The 23,137-nt window shown below is 61.4% G+C and carries 22 protein-coding genes; 8 read left to right on the plus strand and 14 right to left on the minus strand.

The genetic code is table 11. From position 1 onward, the window contains the following. The first annotated feature begins 67 nt into the window (after positions 1-67). The 5 genes from dinG to pdxH all read left to right on the plus strand — a co-directional run bounded on the left by dinG (position 68) and on the right by pdxH (position 7,815). Positions 68-2,212: an ATP-dependent DNA helicase DinG gene (dinG, locus tag HRH33_RS07420; RefSeq protein ID WP_034096280.1), complete on the plus strand. Its 2,145-nt coding sequence runs from the start codon at positions 68-70 to the stop codon at positions 2,210-2,212. A gap of 90 nt (positions 2,213-2,302) precedes the next feature. Continuing rightward, on the plus strand, positions 2,303-4,600 hold the full coding sequence (locus HRH33_RS07425; RefSeq protein ID WP_123480524.1) for a beta-galactosidase: 2,298 nt from the start codon (positions 2,303-2,305) through the stop codon (positions 4,598-4,600). A gap of 82 nt (positions 4,601-4,682) precedes the next feature. Then, a complete protein-coding gene (locus tag HRH33_RS07430; protein ID WP_034096282.1) occupies positions 4,683-5,828 on the plus strand; it encodes an EstA family serine hydrolase in 1,146 nt (381 codons plus the stop codon). Between the two features lie 142 nt (positions 5,829-5,970). Next, entirely contained in the window at positions 5,971-7,140 is a 1,170-nt protein-coding gene (locus HRH33_RS07435; protein ID WP_167416451.1) for an OmpA family protein, read from the plus strand. A gap of 27 nt (positions 7,141-7,167) precedes the next feature. Continuing rightward, entirely contained in the window at positions 7,168-7,815 is a 648-nt protein-coding gene (gene pdxH, locus HRH33_RS07440; protein ID WP_034112207.1) for a pyridoxamine 5'-phosphate oxidase, read from the plus strand. A 36-nt stretch (positions 7,816-7,851) separates the two neighbouring features. Here pdxH and HRH33_RS07445 read toward each other — a convergent pair whose 3' ends face one another. After that, positions 7,852-8,112: a hypothetical protein gene (locus HRH33_RS07445; RefSeq protein ID WP_034137270.1), complete on the minus strand. Its 261-nt coding sequence runs from the start codon at positions 8,110-8,112 to the stop codon at positions 7,852-7,854. A gap of 157 nt (positions 8,113-8,269) precedes the next feature. Here HRH33_RS07445 and HRH33_RS07450 point away from each other — a divergent pair, with 157 nt between their 5' ends. Then, the gene (locus HRH33_RS07450; RefSeq protein ID WP_003189251.1) at positions 8,270-8,734 is read left to right on the plus strand and encodes an outer membrane lipoprotein; all 465 of its coding nucleotides are present in this window, start codon (positions 8,270-8,272) and stop codon (positions 8,732-8,734) included. 76 nt (positions 8,735-8,810) lie between these two features. Here the strand turns inward: HRH33_RS07450 and nhaA are convergent, their stop codons facing one another. Then, the gene (gene nhaA / locus HRH33_RS07455) at positions 8,811-9,986 is read right to left on the minus strand and encodes a Na+/H+ antiporter NhaA (RefSeq protein ID WP_034096286.1); all 1,176 of its coding nucleotides are present in this window, start codon (positions 9,984-9,986) and stop codon (positions 8,811-8,813) included. Positions 9,987-10,204: 218 nt separating this feature from the next. On the opposite strand from nhaA, the gene HRH33_RS07460 reads away from it, so the two are divergent. Then, positions 10,205-11,299 carry a PLP-dependent cysteine synthase family protein gene (locus tag HRH33_RS07460; protein ID WP_094064726.1) on the plus strand — a complete coding sequence of 365 codons (1,095 nt, stop codon included), beginning with the start codon at positions 10,205-10,207 and terminating at the stop codon, positions 11,297-11,299. A gap of 101 nt (positions 11,300-11,400) precedes the next feature. Here HRH33_RS07460 and HRH33_RS07465 read toward each other — a convergent pair whose 3' ends face one another. The 3 genes from HRH33_RS07465 to HRH33_RS07475 all read right to left on the minus strand — a co-directional run bounded on the left by HRH33_RS07465 (position 11,401) and on the right by HRH33_RS07475 (position 14,490). After that, positions 11,401-13,017, minus strand: coding sequence for an NAD(P)/FAD-dependent oxidoreductase (locus tag HRH33_RS07465; protein WP_167416452.1), 1,617 nt, complete (start codon positions 13,015-13,017; stop codon positions 11,401-11,403). Positions 13,018-13,123: 106 nt separating this feature from the next. After that, positions 13,124-13,795 carry a COG3650 family protein gene (locus tag HRH33_RS07470; protein WP_123480519.1) on the minus strand — a complete coding sequence of 224 codons (672 nt, stop codon included), beginning with the start codon at positions 13,793-13,795 and terminating at the stop codon, positions 13,124-13,126. 95 nt (positions 13,796-13,890) lie between these two features. After that, on the minus strand, positions 13,891-14,490 hold the full coding sequence (locus tag HRH33_RS07475; protein WP_167416453.1) for a short chain dehydrogenase: 600 nt from the start codon (positions 14,488-14,490) through the stop codon (positions 13,891-13,893). Positions 14,491-14,594: 104 nt separating this feature from the next. On the opposite strand from HRH33_RS07475, the gene HRH33_RS07480 reads away from it, so the two are divergent. After that, positions 14,595-15,503 carry a LysR family transcriptional regulator gene (locus HRH33_RS07480; protein WP_034096291.1) on the plus strand — a complete coding sequence of 303 codons (909 nt, stop codon included), beginning with the start codon at positions 14,595-14,597 and terminating at the stop codon, positions 15,501-15,503. Here the strand turns inward: HRH33_RS07480 and HRH33_RS07485 are convergent. The 9 genes from HRH33_RS07485 to HRH33_RS07525 form a co-directional block, all read right to left on the minus strand. Continuing rightward, on the minus strand, positions 15,500-15,985 hold the full coding sequence (locus tag HRH33_RS07485; protein WP_167416454.1) for a DoxX family protein: 486 nt from the start codon (positions 15,983-15,985) through the stop codon (positions 15,500-15,502). The genes HRH33_RS07480 and HRH33_RS07485 overlap by 4 nt on opposite strands. Continuing rightward, the gene (locus HRH33_RS07490; protein ID WP_167416455.1) at positions 15,982-16,758 is read right to left on the minus strand and encodes an HvfC/BufC N-terminal domain-containing protein; all 777 of its coding nucleotides are present in this window, start codon (positions 16,756-16,758) and stop codon (positions 15,982-15,984) included. The genes HRH33_RS07485 and HRH33_RS07490 overlap by 4 nt, the downstream gene beginning before the upstream one ends. After that, the gene (gene bufB / locus HRH33_RS07495; protein WP_167416456.1) at positions 16,755-17,630 is read right to left on the minus strand and encodes an MNIO family bufferin maturase; all 876 of its coding nucleotides are present in this window, start codon (positions 17,628-17,630) and stop codon (positions 16,755-16,757) included. The genes HRH33_RS07490 and bufB overlap by 4 nt, the downstream gene beginning before the upstream one ends. Before the next feature lie 26 nt (positions 17,631-17,656). Next, positions 17,657-17,950, minus strand: a complete 294-nt coding sequence (bufA1, locus tag HRH33_RS07500) for a BufA1 family periplasmic bufferin-type metallophore (protein ID WP_167416457.1) — start codon at positions 17,948-17,950, stop codon at positions 17,657-17,659. A 177-nt stretch (positions 17,951-18,127) separates the two neighbouring features. Further along, complete coding sequence (locus HRH33_RS07505; protein ID WP_167416458.1) at positions 18,128-18,829, minus strand: ABC transporter ATP-binding protein; 702 nt, start codon at positions 18,827-18,829, stop codon at positions 18,128-18,130. 1 nt (position 18,830) lies between these two features. After that, positions 18,831-19,598: a high-affinity branched-chain amino acid ABC transporter ATP-binding protein LivG gene (gene livG, locus HRH33_RS07510; protein ID WP_034096297.1), complete on the minus strand. Its 768-nt coding sequence runs from the start codon at positions 19,596-19,598 to the stop codon at positions 18,831-18,833. Then, a complete protein-coding gene (locus HRH33_RS07515; protein ID WP_167416459.1) occupies positions 19,595-20,848 on the minus strand; it encodes a high-affinity branched-chain amino acid ABC transporter permease LivM in 1,254 nt (417 codons plus the stop codon). The genes livG and HRH33_RS07515 overlap by 4 nt, the downstream gene beginning before the upstream one ends. Continuing rightward, positions 20,845-21,768: a high-affinity branched-chain amino acid ABC transporter permease LivH gene (gene livH, locus HRH33_RS07520; protein WP_034096299.1), complete on the minus strand. Its 924-nt coding sequence runs from the start codon at positions 21,766-21,768 to the stop codon at positions 20,845-20,847. Before livH ends, HRH33_RS07515 begins: the two co-directional genes overlap by 4 nt. Positions 21,769-21,997: 229 nt before the next feature. Then, on the minus strand, positions 21,998-23,125 hold the full coding sequence (locus HRH33_RS07525; protein WP_167416460.1) for a branched-chain amino acid ABC transporter substrate-binding protein: 1,128 nt from the start codon (positions 23,123-23,125) through the stop codon (positions 21,998-22,000). Positions 23,126-23,137: the final 12 nt, after the last annotated feature.

The following is a 23,137-nucleotide window of genomic DNA, read 5'->3' on the forward strand; positions in this document are numbered from 1 at the left end:
CGGGGTATGATAGCCGCCGATCCGAACCACTGAAAATTTATCCAGCGTTTTTTGCGCCCGACTATTCATGATCAGCACTGAACTCAAAACCACGATCCAGGGCGCCTACACGCGTTTTCTCGAAGCCAAGAGCTTGAAACCGCGCTACGGCCAACGCCTGATGATCGCCGAAGTGGCAAAAGTCCTCGGGGATATCGACACCGACGACGAAGGCCGCCGCGAAGGCGAGCCAGCGGTCGTGGCCGTCGAGGCCGGCACCGGCACCGGCAAGACCGTGGCCTACAGCTTGGCCGCGATCCCAACTGCCAAGGCCGCCGGTAAACGCCTGGTAATCGCCACCGCCACGGTCGCCCTGCAAGAGCAAATCGTCTACAAGGACCTGCCCGACCTGATGCGCAACAGCGGCCTGAACTTCACGTTCGCCCTGGCCAAAGGGCGTGGCCGCTATATGTGCCTGTCCAAGCTAGACGTGCTGTTGCAGGAAGGTCACGCGCAAACCGCCACCGCGCAGCTGTTCGAAGAAGAAGGCTTCAAGATCGAAGTCGATGAGGCCAGCCAGAAGCTTTTTACCAGCATGATCGAAAAACTGGCCGGCAATAAGTGGGACGGCGACCGCGACAGTTGGCCCACTGCCCTGGAGGATGCCGACTGGGCACGCCTGACCACCGATCATAGCCAGTGCACCAACCGTCATTGCCCGAACTTCGGTCAATGCGCCTTCTATAAAGCTCGCGAAGGCATGGGCAAGGTCGACGTGATCGTCACCAACCACGACATGGTGCTGGCCGACCTGGCGCTGGGCGGCGGTGCGGTGTTGCCCGATCCGCGCGACACACTGTACGTCTTCGACGAAGGCCACCACCTGCCCGACAAGGCCATCGGCCACTTCGCCCATTACACGCGGCTGCGTTCCACTGCCGATTGGCTGGAATCCACCGCCAAGAACCTCACCAAGCTGCTGGCCCAACACCCGCTGCCCGGCGACCTGGGCAAGCTGATCGAACAGGTGCCGGAGCTGGCGCGGGAGATCAAGACCCAGCAGCAGTTCATGTTCAGCGCCTGCGAGCAGGTGGCCGACTTCAAGCCCGGCGAAGACGTGGAAGGCCGCGAGCGGCCACGTCACCGCTTCGTCGGCGGTCTGATTCCCGAGCACATGCGCGAAATGGGCATCGAGTTGAAGAAGGGCTTTTCACGCCTGACCGATCTGTTCACCCGCCTCACCGACCTGCTCAAGGAAGGCATGGATGGCGAGGTCAATATCGGCATCGCCAGCAACCAGGCCGAGGAGTGGTACCCGTTGTTCGGCAGCCTGCTGTCCCGTGCCCAGGGCAACTGGGAGTTGTGGACCGCCTTCACCGTAGAAGACCCGGAAGACAACCCGCCCATGGCGCGTTGGCTGACCCTGGCCGAAAGCGGCGCCCTGTTCGATATCGAGGTCAACGCCAGCCCGATCCTGGCCGCCGAGATGCTGCGGCGCAACCTGTGGAATGTGGCCTACGGTGCCTTGGTGACATCGGCCACCCTGACCGCGTTGGGCACGTTCGATCGTTTCCGCATGCGCGCCGGGTTGCCGAAAAAGGCCGTTACTGCCGTGGTGCCGAGCCCGTTCCACCATGCCGATGCCGGCGTGCTGCGGGTGCCGGACCTCAGGGCCGACCCACGGGACGCGGCGGCCCACACCGCGGCGATCATCCGCGACCTGCCGGAGCTGGTCGAAGGCTCCCGGGGCACCCTGGTGCTGTTTTCATCGCGCAAGCAGATGCAGGACGTGTTCGACGGCCTGGACCGCGACTGGCGCAAGCAGGTGTTTATCCAGGGCAACCTGTCCAAGCAGGAAACCCTCAACAAGCACAAGGCGCGGGTGGACGGTGGTGATTCCAGCGTGTTGTTCGGCCTGGCGAGTTTCGCCGAGGGTGTGGACTTGCCGGGGGCCTATTGCGAGCACGTCGTGATCGCCAAGATCCCGTTCTCGGTGCCGGATGATCCGGTCGAAGCGGCGCTGGCCGAGTGGATCGAAGCGCGGGGCGGCAACCCGTTCATGGAGATCTCGGTGCCGGATGCCTCGCTGAAGCTGGTGCAGGCCTGCGGTCGCCTACTGCGAACCGAACAGGACCGGGGCACCATCACCTTGCTTGACCGGCGTCTGGTCACCCAACGCTATGGCAAGGCTATCCTTAATGCGTTGCCGCCGTTCCGGCGCGAAATTTCTTAAGCCACCGTGGGCGAATTCGCCCACTTTGTGGTCTATCTCGTCACCGTCATCACAGGCCATCCATCGGCCGTCAGGGAGATCCTTGCTCGTATGATTCGCACGCTGCCCGCTCTTTTTGCCTTGCTGTTCGCGGCGCCTTTAATGGCCGCGCCAGATGGGCAACAAACACTGTTCAACTTCGTCCGACCTGCCGATGTGGTCAAGGTGGCGACCCAGGACGCCAGCCTGCCCCAATACAATGCCGAGCAAACGCCCGAAGGCGAGGTGCTGCGCCGCGTCACCTTCAACCCGGCGGCCGAACCGAGCCTGGTGCTCAGCCCGCAAAGCGGAGCGTGGGACTGGTCGCAGTCCGCAGCCGTGAGCCTGCGTATCCAGAGCGCCATGGACTGGGCGTTGACCCTGTACGTCAAGGTGCAAAGCAATGATGGCCGCACGTTGACCAGCCGCATCGACCTGCCGGCCGGCCCTGCCCAGACCTTGCTGATCCCGCTGCAAGCCAATTCCCCACTGAGCCAGGGCATGAAGGCCGGCCCACCGATGCCGATCAGTGTGAACGGCCAACGTGTGCTGCTGGCCAGCAGCGCCGGCGAGATCGACCGCAGCCAGGTGGTCTCGGTGACCGTGTCGATGCACAAGCCCAACGTGGCCCAGAGCATCCTGGTGGAGCGCTTCGGCGTGCAGGATGTGGAGCCGGTGATCAAAGCGGCCTACAGCGAACTGGTGGATGCCTATGGTCAATCCACCCGTGCGCGCTGGCCGGAAAAGGTCAGCAGCGACGAACAGCTCAAGGCTGCCGCCGTCAAGGAGCAGCAACAATTGCAGGGTTGGCTGGCCACCCGGGACAAATCCGCACTGGACCCTTACGGCGGCTGGAACAAAGGCCCGGCTTTCACCGCCAGCGGCTTTTTCCGCACCGAAAAACGCGACGGCCGCTGGTACCTGGTGACGCCCCAGGGGCATCCGTTCTATTCCCTCGGTGTGAACACCGTAGCCCCGGATAACAGCCAGACTTACGTGGCCGGCCGCGAATGGATGTTCGCCGCCTTGCCCAAGGCCGGCGAGCCTTTCGACAAGTATTACGGCAGCGCGGACCACCGCACCGGCAACGGCTCGGGCGAGGGTCGCAGTTTCGGCGCTGGGCGTTGGTACGATTTTTATGGCGCCAACCTGGAACGCGCCTACGGCACGGCAGGGTTCGACCAGAAACGCTGGGTCAGCCATACCCTCGACCGCCTGCAGGCTTGGGGCTTTAACACCGTAGGCAATTGGAGCGACCCGGACCTGGCCACCGCCGACCGTGTGCCGTACACCTTGCCGCTGTCCATCGTCGGCGACTACACCAGTATCAGTACTGGCACCGACTGGTGGGGTGGCATGCCCGATCCGTTTGACCCGCGCTTTGCCATGGCCACCGAACGTGCCGTGGCCATCGCAGCCCGCGACCATCGCGACGACCCCTGGCTGATTGGCTTCTTCGCCGATAACGAACTGGCCTGGGCCGGCCCCGGTGACGATCCGAAGGCCCGCTATGCCCTGGCCTACGGCACCTTGCGCATGACCACCGATGTGCCGGCCAAGCGGGCGTTCCTCAAGCAATTGCGCGACAAATACCGCAACGAGCAAGGCCTATCGAAAGCCTGGGGGATCGAACTGGCCGGTTGGGAGCTGATGGAAGACCCTGGCTTTGAGCCGCCGATGCCCAACCCAGCGCATCCCGAAATCGAGGCCGACTTTAAATATTTCCAGAAAACCTTCGCCGATGCGTACTTCAAGACCATCTCCGACTCGCTGAAATGGCACGCCCCCAATCAACTGCTGCTGGGCGGGCGTTTTGCGGTCAGTACGCCAGAGGCCGTGGCGTCCTGCGCCCAGTATTGCGATGTGTTGAGTTTCAATATGTACACCCTCAAACCCCAGGACGGTTACGACTTCGCCGCCTTGCGTGCGCTGGATAAACCGGTGCTGATCACCGAATTCAACTTCGGCTCGTCCGATCGCGGGCCGTTCTGGGGCGGTGTGACGCAACTTACCAGGGAAGAGGATCGTGGCGCGGCGTATGCCAACTTCCTCAAGCAAGCCATGGCCGAGCCGTCGATTGTCGGCGTGCATTGGTTTCAGTACCTGGACCAACCCGTGACCGGGCGTTTGCTGGACGGTGAAAACGGTCATTTCGGTCTGGTGGGCATCACCGATATGCCGTTCCAGGGCTTTGTCGAGAGCGTGCGCAAGAGCAACCTGGCGGCGGTCGAGCAACTGGGCAAGGAAGCGGAAAAGGCCTCTGCCGCCGCAAACCCTCAGGAGAAGGGGGGCGGGCGCCCAGGGCATGAAGGCAAAGGCCCGGGGCAGGGCGCCGGGCATGCCGGCGGTCATGCTGGAAACGGTCATTGATTCGAGGCTGACGGGTTCACAAACCCCACAAGGGCTGGAACAATGTCGGCCACTTTTTATGGCGCTTTACGAGGGGACTTAGGTGCAGATTCAGGGTCATTACGAGCTCCAGTTCGAAGCGGTACGTGAAGCCTTTGCCGCACTGTTCGATGACCCGCAAGAGCGTGGCGCGGCGCTGTGCATTCAGATCGGCGGTGAGAGCGTCGTCGACCTGTGGGCCGGTACCGCCGACAAGGATGGGGCTGAGGCCTGGCACAGCGACACGCTCGTCAACCTGTTCTCTTGCACCAAAACCTTTACCGCCGTCACGGCCCTGCAATTGGTGGCCGAGGGCAAGTTGCAATTGGACGTACCGGTCGCCCGGTACTGGCCGGAGTTCGCGGCGGCCGGCAAAGAAAGCATCACCCTGCGCCAACTGCTCTGCCATCAGGCCGGGCTGCCGGCGATCCGCGACATGCTGCCGGCCGAAGCGCTGTATGACTGGAACCTGATGGTCGACACCCTGGCCGCCGAGGCCCCTTGGTGGACACCGGGCCAGGGCCATGGCTATGCGGCAATTACCTACGGCTGGCTGGTGGGCGAACTGCTGCGCCGTGCCGATGGCCGTGGGCCGGGCGAGTCCATTGTGGCGCGGGTCGCGCAGCCGCTGGGGCTGGACTTTCATGTGGGGCTGGCCGATGACCAGTTTCACCGTGTTGCCCATATAGCACGTAGCAAAGGCAATATGGGCGATGAAGCCGCGCAACGTTTACTGCAAGTAATGATGCGTGAACCTACCTCCATGACCGCGCGGGCATTTGCCAACCCACCGTCTATTCTGACCAGCACTAATAAACCCGAATGGCGGCGAATGCAGCAACCAGCGGCAAATGGTCACGGTAATGCACGTAGCCTGGCTGGTTTTTATAGTGGTTTGTTGGACGGTAGTTTGTTGGAAGCCGACATGCTCGAACAATTGACTCGCGAACACAGTATCGGACCGGATAAAACTTTATTGACCCAAACCCGCTTCGGCCTGGGCTGCATGTTGGATCAACCCCAACTGCCCAACGCTACATTCGGCCTTGGCGCTCATGCCTTTGGCCATCCTGGGGCTGGCGGCTCGGTGGGTTTTGCCGATCCGGAACATGATGTAGCGTTTGGTTTCGTGACTAATACACTCGGCCCTTATGTACTTATGGACCCGCGTGCCCAGAAGTTGGTCAGAATATTGGCCGGTTGTCTGTAAAACCCTTGCCGTTTCACAATTTTTTGTTACAAAGGCAACTATAAAAGGCGCTGAACGAAATCATGTAACTTTAATGTTCTGTAAGCGTCTGTTTAACGGGTCACACAGACCCCCGTTTCTTTTCTCATTTTGTGGATATCTCATGTTATCGAACAAGTCCTTGGCTCTGGCGCTCTGCCTCACTATTACCGGATGTGCACAAACTCCACAAAATGATGCCGAAGGCGGGCATTGGTGGTCATTTGGATCGGATAAGACGGCTGCCAAGGACGCAGTAAGCCAGACCGATGCCAAACCGGACGCTAAACCCGCCGCCGGCGCCAAGCCTGCCGCTCCAGCTACCGCGGCTGCCCCTGCGCCGGCACCTGCCACTGCGGCACCGGTTGCCAAAGCCGACACCGGTTCCAGCTGGTGGCCATTTTCGTCCAAGAACACTGATGCCAAGGCCGCCGATGCCAAGGCCGACTTGAAAGCCGATCTCAAAGCCGCAGATCCGGCCCCGGCCCCGGCCCCGGCCGTCGCCAAGGCCGACACCGAAACTCACTGGTGGTGGCCGTTCGAAAGCAAGCCCAAGCCACTGGCCAAGGTCGATGTGACCAACGTGCAGATGCCCGATCCGAAAATCACCCAGGCTTGGTTGGACGACTATGAGCCGCGCCTGCGTGCCGCCATCAAGGACAGCAACCTGCAACTGGAACGCCGCGACAACGTGCTGGTGGTCATTGCCCCTGTGGATGGTTCCTACAATCCTAAGCGCCCGGCGATGTTGTTGCCGGTGACCCTGGGTCCTTTTACCCGTGTGGCCAAAGCGGTTGAATCCGATCCCAAAACCGCCGTGCTGGTGTTGGGTCACGTTGATGCCACCGGCAGTGCCCCGGCCAGCCAGGCGTTGACCAAGGAGCGTGCGCAGTCCATCGCCTCGATCTTCAGCCTCAGCGGCCTCAAGCAGGACCGCCTGATGCTGCGTGGCATGGGCGACCTGATGCCGCGCGCCGCCAACGACAGCACCCAGGGCCGCGCTCTGAACCGTCGCATGGAAATCATGTTTACCCAGCGCACCACCATGCTGGCACTGTTGAGCAAGTACAACTCGGGCAAAACCCCGCCTGTGGCTGAAATGGTCGCAGTGCAGAACGCGCCAGCCCCGGCTGCTCCTGCTGCCAAGGCTCCGGCCAAGAAAGCACCAGCTGCCAAGAAAGCCGCCGCCAAGCCTGCTGCCAAAAAGGCTCCTGCCAAGCCTGCCGCGAAGAAGCCTGCGCCAGCCAAAGCCAAGGCCGCTGCCCCGGCTACCAACGACCAGGCAAAAAACTGATCCGCTGAACCAGAAGGATAAAGCCGCATGACCCAGGCACTGGCCGATATGCGTCGTGACTACACACGGGACGGTTTGAGCGAGGCCCAGGCCCCGAGCGAGCCGTTTGCGCTGTTTCACCAGTGGTTTGCCGATGCGGTGAAGACCGAGCAGCCGCCGGTAGAGGCCAATGCCATGACCCTGGCCACGGTCGATCAGGACGGGCGGCCGCACTGCCGTATCCTGTTGCTCAAGGGCTTGGATACCCAGGGCTTTACCTTCTTTACCAACTACGAAAGCGCCAAGGGTCAGCAGCTCGCGGCGCGGCCGTTTGCGGCCATGACGTTCTTCTGGCCGAGCCTGGAGCGCCAAGTGCGTATCGAAGGGCGGGTGGTCAAGGTCACGCCACAAGAGTCGGACGCGTACTTCCAGGTCCGCCCTCTGGGCAGCCGCTTGGGTGCCTGGGCCTCGCCCCAGAGCCGGGTGATCCGTGACCGTGAAGAACTGCAAGAACTGCTCAAGGTCACCGAGCAGCGCTTCAGCGATACCCAGCCCGATTGCCCCGAGCATTGGGGCGGCTATCGCCTGCTGCCCGAGCGCATCGAGTTCTGGCAGGGCCGCGCCAGCCGCCTGCATGACCGTCTGAACTACCGCCTGCAAGATACTCAGTGGATCCGCGAGCGCCTGGCGCCCTGAGCTTCACCTTTCGTCACTTACGCTGAATGATGCCCTTCACCCCGCAGTCTCTGTTAAAGAGGCTTCGGGCGTGTAGCGCTGGGCGGCGTTCTTCAACCAGTCAGCCAAATCGCGGCGTTTGATCTTCAGCTGGCGGGCGCTTTCCAGCTGCTGCAGCATAAAACTGCGTTTGTGCGGATCGTCACCGGCCATCGACAGTGCCAGGTCGCGGTCAGTCCAGCGCCTGATTCGCACGTAGAGCCAGGCGTGGAAATACAGACCGGCAAGGGTTGTGACTAGAATGATGAAATAGTCCATGGATGTCCTGAGACGGAGGGCAGTGCTACCGTTCGTCGAGTTGTCTGGTGCGGGCTGTCTGTACTCAGGCTGAATGAAAGCAGTTTTTTGCCGGGCTTGCCGTGACAGGCGTCAAGCGGCAGCGTTTAATGAATACCTGTCCTTTGGAGTTGATGCTATGCGTAAGTCTGTTTTACTGGTTGCCTGCTTTACCACCTTGTCTCTGCTGTTGGGTGGCTGCGCCTCGAGTCTGACCGGCGACTCGTACTCCCGTGATGAAGCGCGTCGTGTACAGACCGTTCGCATGGGTACCATCGAATCCCTGCGTCCGGTGAAAATCGAAGGCACCAAAACCCCTATCGGCGGCGCTGCTGGCGCGGTCATCGGCGGCGTGGGTGGCAGCGCCATCGGCGGCGGTCGCGGCAGTATCGTCACGGCGGTGATCGGTGCTGTGGCCGGCGGCCTGTTGGGTTCGGCCACCGAAGAAGGTCTGACCCGTACCCAAGGTGTCGAAATCACCGTGCGCGAAGACGATGGCAGCATGCGCGCCTACGTCCAGGCCGTGCAGGAAAATGAAATCTTCCGCATCGGCGACCGTGTGCGCATCATGACTGTTGACGGTACCAGCCGCGTTACCCGCTAAGGGTTAATCAGGCGGTAAAGAAAAACCCCAACCGGGTCACCGGTTGGGGTTTTTTGTGCGCCGTGTACTTGGGTAATCAGGCTTTCTTGCGGCTCGCCATCGCGGTCACGGCATAGCCGATGCAGGCCGCCAGGATCGACCCGGTCAGAATGCCCATGCGGTCTTCACCGGCAAACTCGCTGGCCCCTGGTACGAACGCCAGGGAGCCGACGAACAGGCTCATGGTGAAGCCGATACCGCACAGGATCGCCACACCGAATACCTGGCCCCAGTTGGCCCCTTCCGGCAGCGCGGCCAGGCCGGTTTTGATGGCCAGCCAGGTCAAGCCGAACACGCCGACGGTCTTACCGATCAACAGCCCGGTGGCGATGCCCATCGGCACATGGTGGGTAAAGCTTTCCAGGCTGACACCTGTGAGGGAGACGCCGGCGTTGGCAAAGGCGAACAGCGGCAGAATGCCGTAGGCCACCCACGGGTGCAGGGCGTGTTCCAGGGTCAGCAACGGCGAAGGCTCGGCGTTCTTGGTGCGCATCGGAATGCAGAATGCCAGGGTCACACCGGCCAGCGTGGCGTGCACGCCGCTCTTGAGTACGCATACCCACAGGATCAGCCCGACGATCAGGTAAGGCGCGAGCTTGATCACCCCCAGACGGTTCATCGCAATCAACGCCAACAGGCATGCGCCCGCACCGGCCAGGGCGGCACCGGACAGGTCGGTGGAATAGAACACGGCGATCACAATGATCGCACCCAGGTCATCAATGATGGCCAAGGTCATCAAAAACAGTTTCAACGACACCGGTACACGCTTGCCGAGCAGGGCCAGTACGCCGAGGGCGAAGGCAATGTCGGTGGCCATCGGGATCGCCCAGCCAGAAAGTGCCGCGGGGTAGTCCTTGTTAATGGCCCAGTAAATCAGCGCCGGCACCACCATGCCGCCAATCGCCGCGGCGCCCGGCAGCACCACTTGGGAGGGCTTGGACAGGTGGCCGTCGAGCAGCTCGCGCTTGACCTCAAGGCCGATCAGCAGGAAGAACAGGGCCATCAGGCCGTCGTTGATCCACAGCAGGGCCGGCTTGGCGATTTGCAAGGCGCCGACCTGCGCCACCACGGGCACGTCGAGAAACGCGGCGTAAAGGTGCGACAACGGCGAGTTGTTGACGATCAGCGCCAACGCCGCAGCGGCGATCAGCAGCAGGCCACTGGCGGCTTCAAGCTGAAAGAAACGGGTAAACGTGCTACGCAGAGCCAAGGGATGCTCTCCAATCCAAGTTCAATAGGTGGCTACCCTAACCCGTACCGATAGTTGTTAAAACAAAAGTTATATTCTTATTTGTTATAAGCAGCGGTCGACAAAGGTATTGCGCCAAACACTAGCAATTGTGTGTCTGATTGAGTCCCCACTGTATCTGTGTGGAGTGTAGGAAACATCCTAAGATTGCGTTCAAAATCCTTGAGAGATCACCCCCGATGAGTGACCAACGCCCCTGGGCCCGCGAAGCCATTCGCATCATTGAAGCGGATTTCCAGCGCAGCGCCGACACCCACCTGATTCCCCTGCCGTTACCGGGCCTGCCGGGGATCGAGTTGTACTTCAAGGATGAGTCCAGCCACCCCACCGGCAGCCTGAAACATCGTTTGGCGCGCTCGTTATTTCTGTATGCGTTGTGTAACGGCTGGCTCAAACCGGGCGCGCCGGTGATCGAAGCGTCCAGCGGCTCCACGGCGATTTCGGAGGCGTACTTTGCGCGGCTGCTCGGCTTGCCGTTCATTGCGGTCATGCCCGCCACCACCTCCCAGGAAAAAATCGCGCAGATCGCGTTCTACGGTGGCAAGAGCCATTTGGTGCAGGATCCGACCCAGATTTACGCCGAGTCCGAACGCCTGGCGCAGGAAAGCGGCGGTCACTTCATGGACCAGTTCACCTATGCCGAACGTGCCACCGACTGGCGCGCGAACAACAATATTGCCGAGTCGATCTTCCAGCAGATGCGCTTCGAGCAGCACCCCGAGCCGAGCTGGCTGATTTCCAGCCCCGGCACCGGCGGCACCACCGCCACCCTGGGGCGTTATGTGCGCTATCGCCAGCATTGCACCCGCGTGTTATGCGCCGATGCCGAACGCTCGGTGTTCTTCGACTTCTATCAGAGCGGCGACGCTAGCCTGCGCCTGGATTGCGGTTCGCGCATCGAAGGCATCGGCCGGCCACGAGTGGAGGCGTCGTTTCTACCGAAAGTCATCGACGCGATGGTCAAGGTGCCGGATGCGCTGTCCTTGGCCGCCATGCATTACCTGGCCGAGCGCCTGGGACGACGCGTCGGCGGGTCCAGCGGGACCAATCTGATCGGCGCGCTGATGGCCGCGCAGCAGATGAAAGCGGCGGGGGAGTCGGGCTCGATCGTAGCGATCCTATGTGACGGTGGCGAGCGCTATGCCACCACCTATTACGATCAGGCGTGGCTCGCGGGGCAGGGGTATGAACTGGGTGCTTTGATATCGGCCGTTGCCGCCAGTGTGGAGCGCGGCGAACCGCTGCCCGCCAGCGTACTGCGGGCGAATATTTAATAGAGCAGCGGCAAGTCAGAGCAGACGCACTTGCCGCTTGCCGCTTGCCGCTTGCCGCTTGCCGCTTGTTGCTTACCGCTTGTTGCTTGCCGCTTGCCGCTTCAGCCCCATCTGGCCAACATATCCCGCGCCAATGCCTCGGCAATCCGGATCCCATCCACGCCCGCCGACAGAATCCCACCGGCATAACCCGCGCCTTCGCCGGCCGGAAACAGACCTTTTACGTTCAAGCTCTGCATCGATTCGTTACGAGTAATCCGCAGCGGCGATGAGGTGCGGGTCTCGATACCGGTCAACACGGCATCGTGCAGCGAGTACCCCTTGATCTGCTTCTCGAACGCCGGCAACGCTTCCCGAATCGCTTCGATGGCGAAGTCCGGCAGTGCCAAGGCCAGATCGCCCAGGGACACCCCCGGTTTGTAGGACGGTTCCACGCTGCCCAGGGCGGTGGACGGCTTGCCCGCAATGAAGTCGCCGACCAGTTGCGCCGGTGCCTCGTAGTTGCTGCCACCGAGAACATAAGCGTGGGATTCCAGGCGCTCCTGCAGCTCGATACCGGCCAGCGGGCCGCCGGGGTAATCCACTTCCGGCGTGATGCCGACCACGATGCCGGAGTTGGCATTGCGTTCGTTACGCGAGTACTGGCTCATGCCGTTGGTCACCACGCGGTGCGGCTCGGACGTAGCGGCGACCACCGTACCGCCCGGGCACATGCAGAAGCTGTAGACCGAACGGCCGTTCTTGGCGTGGTGCACCAATTTGTAGTCGGCGGCGCCGAGTTTCGGGTGACCGGCGTACTTACCCAGGCGTGCGGCGTCGATCAACGACTGCGGGTGTTCGATACGAAAGCCCACCGAAAACGGCTTGGCTTCCATGTACACACCACGGCTGTGCAGCATGCGGAACGTATCGCGGGCGCTGTGGCCGAGGGCGAGGATCACATGCTTGGACAAAACCTGCTCGCCGCCATCGAGCACCACGCCGTTCAGTTGGCCGTCTTCGATCAGCACGTCGGTCACCCGTTGCCCGAAGCGCACTTCACCGCCGAGGGCGATGATCTGCTGACGCATATTTTCCACCACGCCGGTCAGGCGGAAGGTGCCGATATGGGGCTTGCTGACGTAGAGGATCTCTTCCGGCGCACCGGCCTTGACGAACTCGTGCAGCACTTTGCGGCCGTGGAACTGCGGGTCTTTGATCTGGCTGTACAGCTTGCCGTCGGAAAACGTCCCGGCGCCGCCTTCACCGAACTGCACGTTGGACTCGGGGTTGAGCACGCTTTTGCGCCATAGGCCCCAGGTGTCCTTGGTGCGTTGGCGCACTTCCTTGCCGCGTTCGAGGATGATCGGCTTGAAGCCCATCTGCGCCAGCAATAGCCCGGCAAAGATGCCGCATGGGCCGAACCCGACCACCACTGGCCGCTCCACCAGATCGGCTGGGGCATGGCCGACCACTTTGTAGCTGACGTCCGGCGCCGGGTTGACGTTGCGGTCATCGGCAAACTTGCGCAGTAGCGCGGTTTCGTCACCTTTGACGGTCAGGTCGATGGTGTAAATAAAGCACAGTTCCGAGGATTTCTTGCGCGCATCGTAGCTGCGTTTGAAGAGGGTGAAATCGAGCAGGTCATCACTGGCGATGCCCAGGCGCTGCACGATCGCAGGCCGCAGGTCTTCTTCGGGATGGTCGATGGGCAGCTTGAGTTCGGTGATTCGTAACATGACGGGATCCGGTGTGCGGCGTCTGGTAAGGCCGGCGGTTTTGCAAACCGGCGATTATAAGCCCCAACCTGGGTATCCCGTCATGCTAAAACAGCGCGGGCGCCGATCAATCGTCCCGCGAACCGCCGAAAGCCGCGCAGCCACGCTGGACTTTACCGTTGATCCGCAATTCGGCGCTCATGTGCTGCAGGCTGCCGCTGACGCTGTCCACGCAGCGTTGCGGGGCCACCCACAGTTCGATGTGTTCGTTATTGGCTTCGGTCATCAGGTTGAAACGGCCGTCGCCCAACTGTTCTTCCACATAGGGCACCGCCAGCGGTGGTTGGCCTTCGCGTTCGAGCACCATGCCCTTGGCCGCCACGTTCAGGGCCCAGGCCGGCTTGTGGCCGTTGGCGCGCAGGATCATGCGTTTGAAGTCCGGGTCGTTGCAGGCGTCGGTGGAACGTTCCACGCGGTACAGCTGCTGCAGCTCCACTTCGCCCTGGGCGCCGGCCGCCACGCCGGAAAACTTGCCACGCAAGTCGGCAAACAAAGCCCCTTGCTGTCCGGCCAGCGCTGCCGCTTCCTGCAGGATACTGGTACCTCCGGTGTCCTTGACCACGTAGGTGCGCTTGTCGTTGCACGGCTGGAACAGCAGTTTGCCGCCATCGGCCGTGAGTTCGCCCTGCATGCGGGTCAACCCGGCGAGGGAGGGTTTGGCTGGCTCGCTTTCAAACATCTGGCAAGCGGCGAACAAAGGAAGCAAGGCGAACAGGGCAAAGGTACGGGCGGCACGCATAAAGGGTCTCCAGGCAAGTGCCGCCACGTTACGCAGGCTGGCGTTGCATCACAAGCCCACTCGCCAGCTTCAGGCAGTTCTGACAGACACTACAGTCAACCCACGATAAAGGTCTGGCCGGTCTGCAAGCCTTCGACACTTTTTGCGTAGGCCAATGCCACGTCGGCACCGGTGACCGGCTTGTAGCCACGGAAGTACGGCGCATAGCTGCCCATGGCTTCCACCAGCACCGTCGGGCTCACGGAGTTGACGCGCAGACCGCGCGGCAATTCGATCGCGGCGGCTTTGACAAACCCATCGATTGCGCCGTTGACCAAGGCCGCCGAAGCGCCGGTACGAATCGGGTCGCGGTTGAGAATGCCGCTGGTGAACGTAAAGGAGGCGCCATCGTTGGCGTACTCGCGGCCGATCAGCAGCAGATTGACCTGGCCCATGAGCTTGTCACGCAGGCCCAGTTCGAAGTCGCTGTCCTGCATCTCGCCCAGCGCCGCGAAGTTCACGCTGCCGGCGGCGCAGATCAGGGCGTCGAAGTTGCCGGTCTGTTCGAACAGCTTGCGGATGGAAGCGCTGTCGCTGATGTCCACCTGGAAATCGCCGCTGTTGCGGCCGATGCTGATCACCTCGTGACGTTGAGCCAGCTCTGCCTTGACGGCTGAACCGACGGTGCCGTTGGCGCCAATCAATAGGATTCTCATGTTGCTATTCCTTAAAGGGCTGATTGAAGGGTCAGTCTAGGCTGGCTTTTGCATGGGATAAACGCGCTAATAGGCAACCTTTGGTTTTCAAATGGAAACAATCCATGAGCGAAATGGATGACCTGGCGGCCTTCGCCGTGTTGATCGAAGCGGGCAGTTTTACGTTGGCTGCCGAACAGCTGGGTTGCAGCAAGGGGCAACTGTCCAAGCGCATCAGCCAGTTGGAAGCGCAGTTCAGCGTGGTGTTGCTGCACCGCACCACCCGCCGGCTCAGCCTGACTGCCGCCGGCGCGGCGTTGCTACCCCAGGCCCAGGCCTTGGTGGTGCAGGTGGAGCGGGCGCGTCAGGCCCTGGCGCGACTCAAGGACGACCTGGCGGGGCCGGTGCGCATGACGGTGCCGGTTTCCCTGGGGGAAACCTTCTTCGATGGCGTGCTGCTGGAGTTCACTGAGCGCTATCCGCAGGTCCAGATCGAGCTGGAGCTGAACAACCGCTACCGGGATCTGGCGCGGGACGGTTTCGATCTGGGCGTGCGCTCGGGGGCGATTGAAGATGAGCGCCTTGTCGCCAAACCATTGCTGGCCTGGCACGAAATGACCTGCGCCAGCCCGGCCTACCTGGAGCAGCACGGCGAACCGCGAACCCCGGCGGACTTGGCCACGCACCGTTGCCTGCTCAACAGCCACTACAGCGGCCGCGAAGAGTGGCTGTACCACCAGCAACACGAATTGCTGCGGGTGCGGGTCAGCGGCACCTTCGCCTCCAATCACTACAACCTGCTGAAAAAAGCCGCGCTGGTGGGGGCGGGGATCGCCCGTCTGCCGTCCTACGTACTGCCGGCAGAGCTGGCTGACGGACGTTTACGCTGGCTGTTGCGCGATTATCAAACGCGAAGTCAGCCGATGTATCTGGTTCACCCTTACCAGGGCGGCCTGCCGCGCCGCACCCAGGTGCTGGCCGATTACCTGGTGGAGTGGTTCAAGCGCAGCGGCGAGGCTCTGGACCGGCTTTAACGGTAGCGCCGTGCGATCAGGTGATCGATGGACAGACGCCCCGGCCCCTTGGCAGCCAGCAGCAAAAGTACGGTGAGCCAGGTGCCGTGGGTTGGATAAGCGTCCGGGTAGACGAACAGTTGAATCACCAGGGTCATGCCGATCAGGGCCAGTGCGGAGAACCGCGTGGCCAATCCCAGCAGGATCAGCAGTGGGAAAAAATGCTCGGCGAAGGCGGCCAGGTGCGCGGCCACTTCCGGCGACAGCAATGGCACCTTGTATTCGCTGCGAAACAGCGGCAGCGTCGAAGCCGCCAGGCGCGGCTCTCCCAGCTCGAAGGTGCCGTTGATCAGGTCAATGGCAAAACCCTGGACCTTGGTCTGCCCGGATTTCCAGAACACGGCGGCGATGGAAAAACGCGCGAGGAAGGCGATCAGACTGTAAGGGATTTGTTCAAAAAGCTGGATGGCCCGTTTGATCAGGCACTGTGTGCTGGTGTTCATGGCGATACCTTTGTGTCCAGGTGTAAATGAGTGATGGCGTGATGGCTGATTAACAGCGTCAGGCATTGGTGCAGGTCGAAGTCATTGCTGGCCTCCAGGGCCCGTTCTACGGCGGTCTGCAAGGCTTCGCCCTGGGCAAGGCGCTGGATAAAGGCCACTGAACCTGCGTCGATGGCGAAGACTTTGACTGCCAGGCCCTGGCGCAGGACCAGTGCGCTTTGGGCATGCCCGGGATCAAGGGCGGCCAGGCCGCCTTCGGTCTGATGCGCCGCCCACACCGCGACCACGGCATACGCCGAAGCCAGGGTGGCGACGCTGGGGTGCAGCCGTAGGCGCACCGTGCCGAGGTCGGCGCGGGCCTGCAGGGCAGCAAGTACGGTGTGCGGCTCCAGCGGGCGGTCATCGGCGGCGTGGTACGCGCGGACCCGCAGGCGTTCCAAGCGTGCGATATCCGCCAGGTAAGGCACGCTCGCCGCCGGTTCGAAGCCCTGGATAAAGTCGGCGAATGTGCTGCCGTATTCGCTGATCAGCGGGCTGGTGGGCGGGTACGCCTGCACGTAGAGACCGGCCATGGCTCGAAAGAACGCTTCGCCCACCAGTAGCTGCGTCACCGGGTACGCCACTGCCAGCGCGTTGATCAACCCGTTGTGCACTGTGTTGCGATGCACCGCGAAACGGCTGGCCGGGTCGGCGCCGTTGCCACTGAACAGGCCGTCTGGGCAGGTTTGGTCGGGCGCGAGCAAGGCCTTGGCGAAGGTGTCTTGATGGCTCATGGGCGCACCTGCGTTAACAGCCAATCGGCATGCCGGGCTTCAGCCAGCAGCACCGACAATGCGGGCACCTGATTGTCGCGTTCGATCAGTGTCGGTATCGGGCCGATGCGCGCCAGCACCTGTTCATACAACTGCCACACGGCGTTATCGACGGGCGCGCCGTGATCGTCGATCAGCAGGCGATCGCCGAGGCTGTCGGTGTCTTCGGCAAACCCGGCCAGATGAATCTCGCCCACGGCCTGTAATGGCAGTGCATCGATGTAGGCAGACGGATCACGTTGGTGGTTGATGCATGAGACGTAGACATTGTTGACGTCCAACAGCAGCCCACAACCGGTGCGACGGATGACCTCGGTGATGAAGTCGGTTTCAGCCAGGGTGGAACGCTCCAATTGCAGATAAGTCGATGGGTTTTCCAGCAGCATGGGCCGCTTGAGTGTGCTTTGTACCTGGTCAATATGTTCACAGACGCGGTGCAGGGTGGCGCTGTCGTAAGCCAGTGGCAGCAGGTCATTGAGAAACACCGAGCCATGACTGGACCAAGCCAGGTGTTCGGAAAAGGCTTGAGGTTGATAGCGCTCGATCAGTGCGGCCAAGCGCGCCAGGTGCTCGCGATTGAGCGAACCTTCGCCGCCGATGGACAGGCCCACGCCGTGCAAGGACAGCGGGTACTGGTCGCGGATCAGCCCCAAATAATGATGAAACGGGCCGCCGGCCATCATGTAGTTCTCGGCGTGTACTTCAAAAAAACCGAGGTCGGGGGAGGTTTCGAGCACTTCGATGAAGTGCTCGTGTTTCAGCCCCAGCCCGGCTCGGTCAGGCAGGCCGGGCGCCTGAGCCGGTGAGGACGTGTGCGCGAATATAGGTGTCATCGTCAGTACTCAGGCGCGGCCGGGTTTCAGGACTTGGCGGCGAACGCGGCTTCCTGGCCGAAACCGGTCGGCGAGGTGGTGCTAGGGGTTTGGGTACAGGTGCCGGCAGGTACCAGTTTCCAGGCATTTGCCTGATCCTTGGTTTTCGAAGTGCCGGCGCAGGAAGTGCCGGGGCCTGCGGCGCAATCGTTCTTGCCGGCTTCCGCGATGCCATAGCATTTCACGTCGTCGGCGGCGTGGGCGGTGGTGGTCAGGGCGGACAGGCTCAGGGACGAGCCAAGGGCGAGGATCAGCGCGGTGGCGGACAGTTTGGTGGTCATTGAATTATCTCCAGCAGTGGGTTGAGGAGCGGGCTTGAATGCCTGCTTGCACCACTAGAGGCGGGAGGACGCAGTTCGTTACAGGGGCGGGAGAATTAACTTCAAATAATGCAAAAAAAATGTGGGAGGGGTTGCCCCCTCCCACATTGATAGCTCGGTTCATGTAGCAACCGGGTGTTAACCGCCCAGGTACGCCTCGCGTACTTTCGGATCGGTCAACAACTGCTCGCCCGAGCCCTCCATCACCACCCGGCCGTTTTCCAGCACATAGGCACGGTCGGCGATTTTCAGTGCCTGGTTGGCGTTCTGTTCCACCAGGAACACGGTCACACCGTCCTTGCGCAGTTGTTCGATGATGTCGAAGATCTGCTGGATGATAATCGGTGCCAGGCCCAGGGACGGTTCGTCCAACAGCAGCAACTTGGGCTTGCTCATCAGCGCCCGACCGATGGCAAGCATTTGTTGCTCGCCGCCGGACATGGTGCCGCCGCGCTGGCTGAAGCGCTCCTTGAGCCGGGGGAACAGGTGCAGCACCTTGTCCATCTGCTCTTGGTAGTCGCCCTTGTCGGTGAAGAACCCGCCCATGGCCAGGTTTTCTTCCACGGTCAGGCGCGAAAACACCCGGCGGCCTTCCGGCACCACGGCAATGCTCTTGCGCATTATCTGCGACGACGGCTGGCCCACCAGTTCCTCACCCATGTAGCGGATGCTGCCGCTGTAGGCCTGTGGCGAACCGCACAAGGTCATCAACAGGGTAGATTTGCCAGCACCGTTGGCGCCGATCAGGGTGACGATCTCGCCCTGGCGTACTTCCACATTGACGCTGTGCAGGGCCTGGATCTTGCCGTAGAAAGTGGAAACGTTTTCGAATTGCAGCATTTTACGCTTCCCCCAAATAGGCTTTGATCACTTCGGGATTGTCGCGGATCTGCTCCGGGGTCCCGTCGGCCAGCGGCGTACCCTGGTTGATCACCACGATATGGTCGGAAATGCTCATGACCAGTTTCATGTCGTGCTCGATCAGCAGCACCGTCACGTTGTTTTCCTCGCGCAGCACGCTGATCAGCGCCTTGAGGTCTTCGGTCTCCTTGGGGTTCAGGCCGGCGGCTGGTTCATCGAGCATGAGAATCCGCGGGCGGGTCATCATGCAGCGGGCGATTTCCAGGCGACGTTGCTGACCGTAGGCCAGGGTGCCGGCGGGACGGTTGGCAAACTCGGTGAGGTTGACCTTGTCCAGCCAGTACGCGGCGTATTCCATGGCCTCGCGTTCGCTTTTGCGGAACCCCGGGGTCTTGAACAGTCCGGCAAAGAAGTTGGTGTTCAGGTGACGGTGCTGGGCAATCAACAGGTTCTCGACGGCGGTCATGTCCTTGAACAGTCGCACGTTCTGGAACGTGCGCACCACGCCTTTGCGGGCGATCTCGTGGCCGGCCAGGCCCTGGATCGGTTGGCCGTCCAGCAGGATGCTGCCGCCGCTCGGTTTGTAGAAACCGGTAAGGCAGTTGAACACCGTGGTCTTGCCGGCGCCGTTGGGGCCGATCAAGGCCACGACCTGTTTCTCTTTTACGGTCAGGGCTACGCCGTTGACCGCCAGCAAGCCGCCGAAGCGCATGCTCAAGTTTTCGACTTTCAGGATCTCGCGGCTCATTTGCGCAGCTCCATGTGTGGACGTTGCATGGGCAGCAGGCCTTGAGGTCGCCAGATCATCATCAGCACCATCAGGGCGCCGAACATCAACATGCGGTATTCGCTGAACTCACGCATCATTTCCGGCAGCAGGATCATCACGATCGCCGCCAGGATCACGCCCAACTGCGAGCCCATGCCACCCAGTACCACGATGGCGAGAATAATCGCCGACTCGATAAAGGTGAACGACTCCGGCGTCACCAAGCCTTGGCGCGCGGCGAAGAAGCTGCCGGCGAAACCGGCGAACGCAGCACCCAGAGTAAACGCGGAGAGCTTGATGATGGTCGGGTTCAGGCCGAGGGCACGGCAGGCGATTTCATCTTCGCGCAGCGCTTCCCAGGCACGACCGATCGGCATGCGCAACAGGCGGTTGATCACGAACAGCGCAGCCAGAGCCAGCAGCAGGGCGACTAGGTAGAGGAACACCACTTTGCTCACCGGGTTGTAGTCGATCCCGAAGTATTCGTGGAACGTCTGCAGGCCTTCGGCGGCGTTACGGTCGAACGACAGCCCGAAGAACGTCGGCTTGGGGATGCTGCTGATGCCGTTGGGGCCGCCGGTGATGTCGGTGAGGTTACGCAGGAACAAGCGGATGATTTCACCGAAGCCCAGGGTCACGATGGCCAGGTAGTCACCGCGCAGGCGCAGCACCGGGAAGCCCAGCAGGAAGCCGAACGTCGCCGCCGCCATGCCCGCCAACGGCAGGCAGATCCAGAAGCTCCAGCCCAGATAGTGCGACAGCAGAGCATAGGTGTAGGCACCCACCGCGTAGAAGCCCACATAACCCAGGTCGAGCAGGCCAGCCAGGCCCACCACGATGTTCAGGCCCAGGCCCAGCAACACGTAGATCAGGATCAGGGTGGCGATGTCTACCGCGCCGCGCGAGCCGAAGAATGGCCAGATCAATGCGGCCACGATCAGGCCGACGATGATGTAGCGCTGGGTACGCGGCAAGGTCAGGAATTGGCTGACCTTGGGCGATACCAGTGGGCCACGGTTGCCTTTGAACAAGGCGCCGACCTGCTGGGTGAGCAGCACGCGCAGGAACATCAGCACCGAGCACAGGGCAATGATGGTCAAGGTCACGGGACCGGTGCCATGCACTTCCAGGTTGATGCCGACAATGCTCAGCTTGAGGCCGAGGACCGGGAATGCCACGGCCCATACCAACAGGGCGCTGAAAAACGCCGATTTAAGATATCTGCTCATACTTTCTCAACCTCCGGACGGCCCAGGATGCCGGTCGGACGGAACAACAACACCAGGACCAACAGGCCGAACGCCACGACGTCCTTGTACTGGTCGCCGAAGATATCGGCGCCAAACGCTTCGGCCACACCCAGCACCAACCCGCCGAGCATCGCGCCCGGGATACTGCCGATGCCGCCCAATACCGCCGCAGTGAAGGCCTTGAGGCCCACCAGGAATCCGGCGTTGGGGTTGATCACGCCGTACTGCATGCTCAGCAGCACCGCCGCGACGGCAGCCAGCGCGGCACCGATCACGAAGGTCAGGGCGATGATGTTGTTGGTATTGATGCCCAACAGGTTGGCCATCTTGATGTCTTCGGCGCAGGCCCGGCAGGCGCGCCCCAGACGGGAGCGAGAGATAAACACGGTCAAGCCCAGCATGGCCACCAGCGTGACCACGAAGACCAGAATCTGCATGTAGGAAATCAGGACTTCTTCCGCGCCGCCCGGGCCGAAGGAGATGCTCCCCGGGATCAGGTTGGGGATGGATTTATCCTTGGAGTCCTGGGACAGCAATACAGTGTTCTGCAGGAAAATCGACATGCCGATGGCGGAAATCAGCGGGATCAAACGGTTGCTGCCGCGCAAGGGGCGGTACGCGACGCGTTCGATACTGTAGCCATAGGCACTGGTTACGACGATCGATGCAATAAAGGCAGCGGTCATCAACAGCGGCAGGGAGTGGATACCCATCATGGCCAGCCCGGCAAGGGCGATGAAGGCCACGTAGGAACCAATCATGTAAACCTCGCCATGGGCGAAGTTGATCATTCCAATGATGCCGTAAACCATTGTGTAGCCAATGGCTATCAAGGCATAGGTGCTGCCAATGGTCAGGCCATTAACCAGCTGTTGGAAAAAATGATAGATCTCAGGCATTACAGCGCTCCTAAAAACCCGATACGCATTTCACTGGTGGAGTCATGTTCCGGCCCCGTGCTGTGTTCTGTGAGCACATTTGCACGTAGCGTTTGCCAGCGAACCGCTGGTGACGGTTTTAAGATTTTCAGGTGAGCCAGCGCCCGGATCGCGGGTGACATGGCCCATAAACCTCGTAAAACAAAGCCCACTGCTTTCACAGTGGGCTTGTTGACCAGTAACGCCTGGCTTACTGAGGGGAAACTTCGGTTTTAGGCTTGCCGAAGTGCCACTGGTAGACCACGAACTTGAAGTCTTTCAGGTCGCCCTTTTCGTCAAAGCTCAGGTCGCCGGTAGGCGTCTTGAAAGTGCCCGCGTGGATGGCTGCAGCCACTTTGGCGGTGTCTTCGCTCTTGGCGGCTTTGATGCCACCCGCGATGACTTCGATGGCCGAGTAGGCTGGGAACACGAACGGACCGGTTGGATCCTGCTTGTTCTTGGTGAACTCTTCCACGATTGCTTTGTTGGCAGGGTCGGTGTCGAAGGACTTCGGCAGGGTCACCAGCAGGCCTTCGGAAGCGTCCTGGGCGATTTGCGAAATGGAGTCGTTGCCGACGCCTTCCGGACCCATGAACTTGGCGTTCAGGCCTTTTTCTTTGGACTGGCGCAGGATCAGGCCCAGCTCTGGGTGGTAGCCGCCGTAGTAGACGAAGTCGACGTTGGCTTGCTTGAGCTTCTGGATGATCGAGGAGAAGTCTTTATCGCCAGCGTTCAGGCCTTCGAAGACGGCTACTTTTACGCCTTTCTTCTCGAGGGTCTGCTTGACGGCGGTGGCGATGCCTTCACCGTATTGCTGTTTGTCGTGCAGTACCGCAACGACTTTCGGCTTCACGTGGTCGGCGATGTAGTTACCGGCCGCAGGGCCCTGGGCGCTGTCCAGACCGATGGTACGGAAGATCATCTTGTAGCCACGGGTGGTGATTTCCGGGCTGGTGGCTGCCGGGGTAATCATGATGACGCCTTCGTCTTCATAAATATCCGAGGCGGGTTGGGTGGAGCTGGAGCACAGGTGGCCGACTACGAATTTGACGCCGTCGTTGACCACTTTGTTGGCTACGGCCACGGCTTGCTTAGGATCGCAGGCGTCGTCGTATTCCTTGGCTTCGAGCATCTTGCCGTCCACACCGCCTTTGGCGTTGATATCGGCGATGGCCTGCTTGGCACCCATGAACTGCATGTCGCCGTACTGGGTCACAGGGCCGGTTTTAGGGCCGGCGATGCCGATCTTGATGGTGTCGGCTGCGAACGAATGGCCGGCAACCCCAGCCAGGACCATAGCGGCAAACAGTTTGGAAATCTGCTTAGTAGCCTTATTCATAGTGCTCCACTC

This window comes from Pseudomonas rhodesiae (assembly GCF_013285305.1).
GTDB lineage: Bacteria > Pseudomonadota > Gammaproteobacteria > Pseudomonadales > Pseudomonadaceae > Aquipseudomonas > Aquipseudomonas rhodesiae.

Excerpts from the sequence above, each read along its gene's own strand:
- HRH33_RS07505 (WP_167416458.1), bottom strand. The coding sequence starts at position 18,829 with ATGCTGCAATTCGAAAACGTTTCCACTTTCTACGGCAAGATCCAGGCC.
- HRH33_RS07490 (WP_167416455.1), bottom strand. The coding sequence starts at position 16,758 with ATGAGCCATCAAGACACCTTCGCCAAGGCCTTGCTCGCGCCCGACCAA.
- livG (WP_034096297.1), bottom strand. The coding sequence starts at position 19,598 with ATGAGCCGCGAGATCCTGAAAGTCGAAAACTTGAGCATGCGCTTCGGC.
- HRH33_RS07450 (WP_003189251.1), top strand. The coding sequence starts at position 8,270 with ATGCGTAAGTCTGTTTTACTGGTTGCCTGCTTTACCACCTTGTCTCTG.
- pdxH (WP_034112207.1), top strand. The coding sequence starts at position 7,168 with ATGACCCAGGCACTGGCCGATATGCGTCGTGACTACACACGGGACGGT.
- bufA1 (WP_167416457.1), bottom strand. The coding sequence starts at position 17,950 with ATGACCACCAAACTGTCCGCCACCGCGCTGATCCTCGCCCTTGGCTCG.
- HRH33_RS07515 (WP_167416459.1), bottom strand. The coding sequence starts at position 20,848 with ATGAGCAGATATCTTAAATCGGCGTTTTTCAGCGCCCTGTTGGTATGG.
- HRH33_RS07525 (WP_167416460.1), bottom strand. The coding sequence starts at position 23,125 with ATGAATAAGGCTACTAAGCAGATTTCCAAACTGTTTGCCGCTATGGTC.
- HRH33_RS07480 (WP_034096291.1), top strand. The coding sequence starts at position 14,595 with ATGAGCGAAATGGATGACCTGGCGGCCTTCGCCGTGTTGATCGAAGCG.
- HRH33_RS07465 (WP_167416452.1), bottom strand. The coding sequence starts at position 13,017 with ATGTTACGAATCACCGAACTCAAGCTGCCCATCGACCATCCCGAAGAA.
- HRH33_RS07435 (WP_167416451.1), top strand. The coding sequence starts at position 5,971 with ATGTTATCGAACAAGTCCTTGGCTCTGGCGCTCTGCCTCACTATTACC.
- livH (WP_034096299.1), bottom strand. The coding sequence starts at position 21,768 with ATGCCTGAGATCTATCATTTTTTCCAACAGCTGGTTAATGGCCTGACC.
- HRH33_RS07460 (WP_094064726.1), top strand. The coding sequence starts at position 10,205 with ATGAGTGACCAACGCCCCTGGGCCCGCGAAGCCATTCGCATCATTGAA.
- HRH33_RS07485 (WP_167416454.1), bottom strand. The coding sequence starts at position 15,985 with ATGAACACCAGCACACAGTGCCTGATCAAACGGGCCATCCAGCTTTTT.
- bufB (WP_167416456.1), bottom strand. The coding sequence starts at position 17,630 with ATGACACCTATATTCGCGCACACGTCCTCACCGGCTCAGGCGCCCGGC.
- HRH33_RS07425 (WP_123480524.1), top strand. The coding sequence starts at position 2,303 with ATGATTCGCACGCTGCCCGCTCTTTTTGCCTTGCTGTTCGCGGCGCCT.
- dinG (WP_034096280.1), top strand. The coding sequence starts at position 68 with ATGATCAGCACTGAACTCAAAACCACGATCCAGGGCGCCTACACGCGT.
- HRH33_RS07475 (WP_167416453.1), bottom strand. The coding sequence starts at position 14,490 with ATGAGAATCCTATTGATTGGCGCCAACGGCACCGTCGGTTCAGCCGTC.
- HRH33_RS07470 (WP_123480519.1), bottom strand. The coding sequence starts at position 13,795 with ATGCGTGCCGCCCGTACCTTTGCCCTGTTCGCCTTGCTTCCTTTGTTC.
- HRH33_RS07445 (WP_034137270.1), bottom strand. The coding sequence starts at position 8,112 with ATGGACTATTTCATCATTCTAGTCACAACCCTTGCCGGTCTGTATTTC.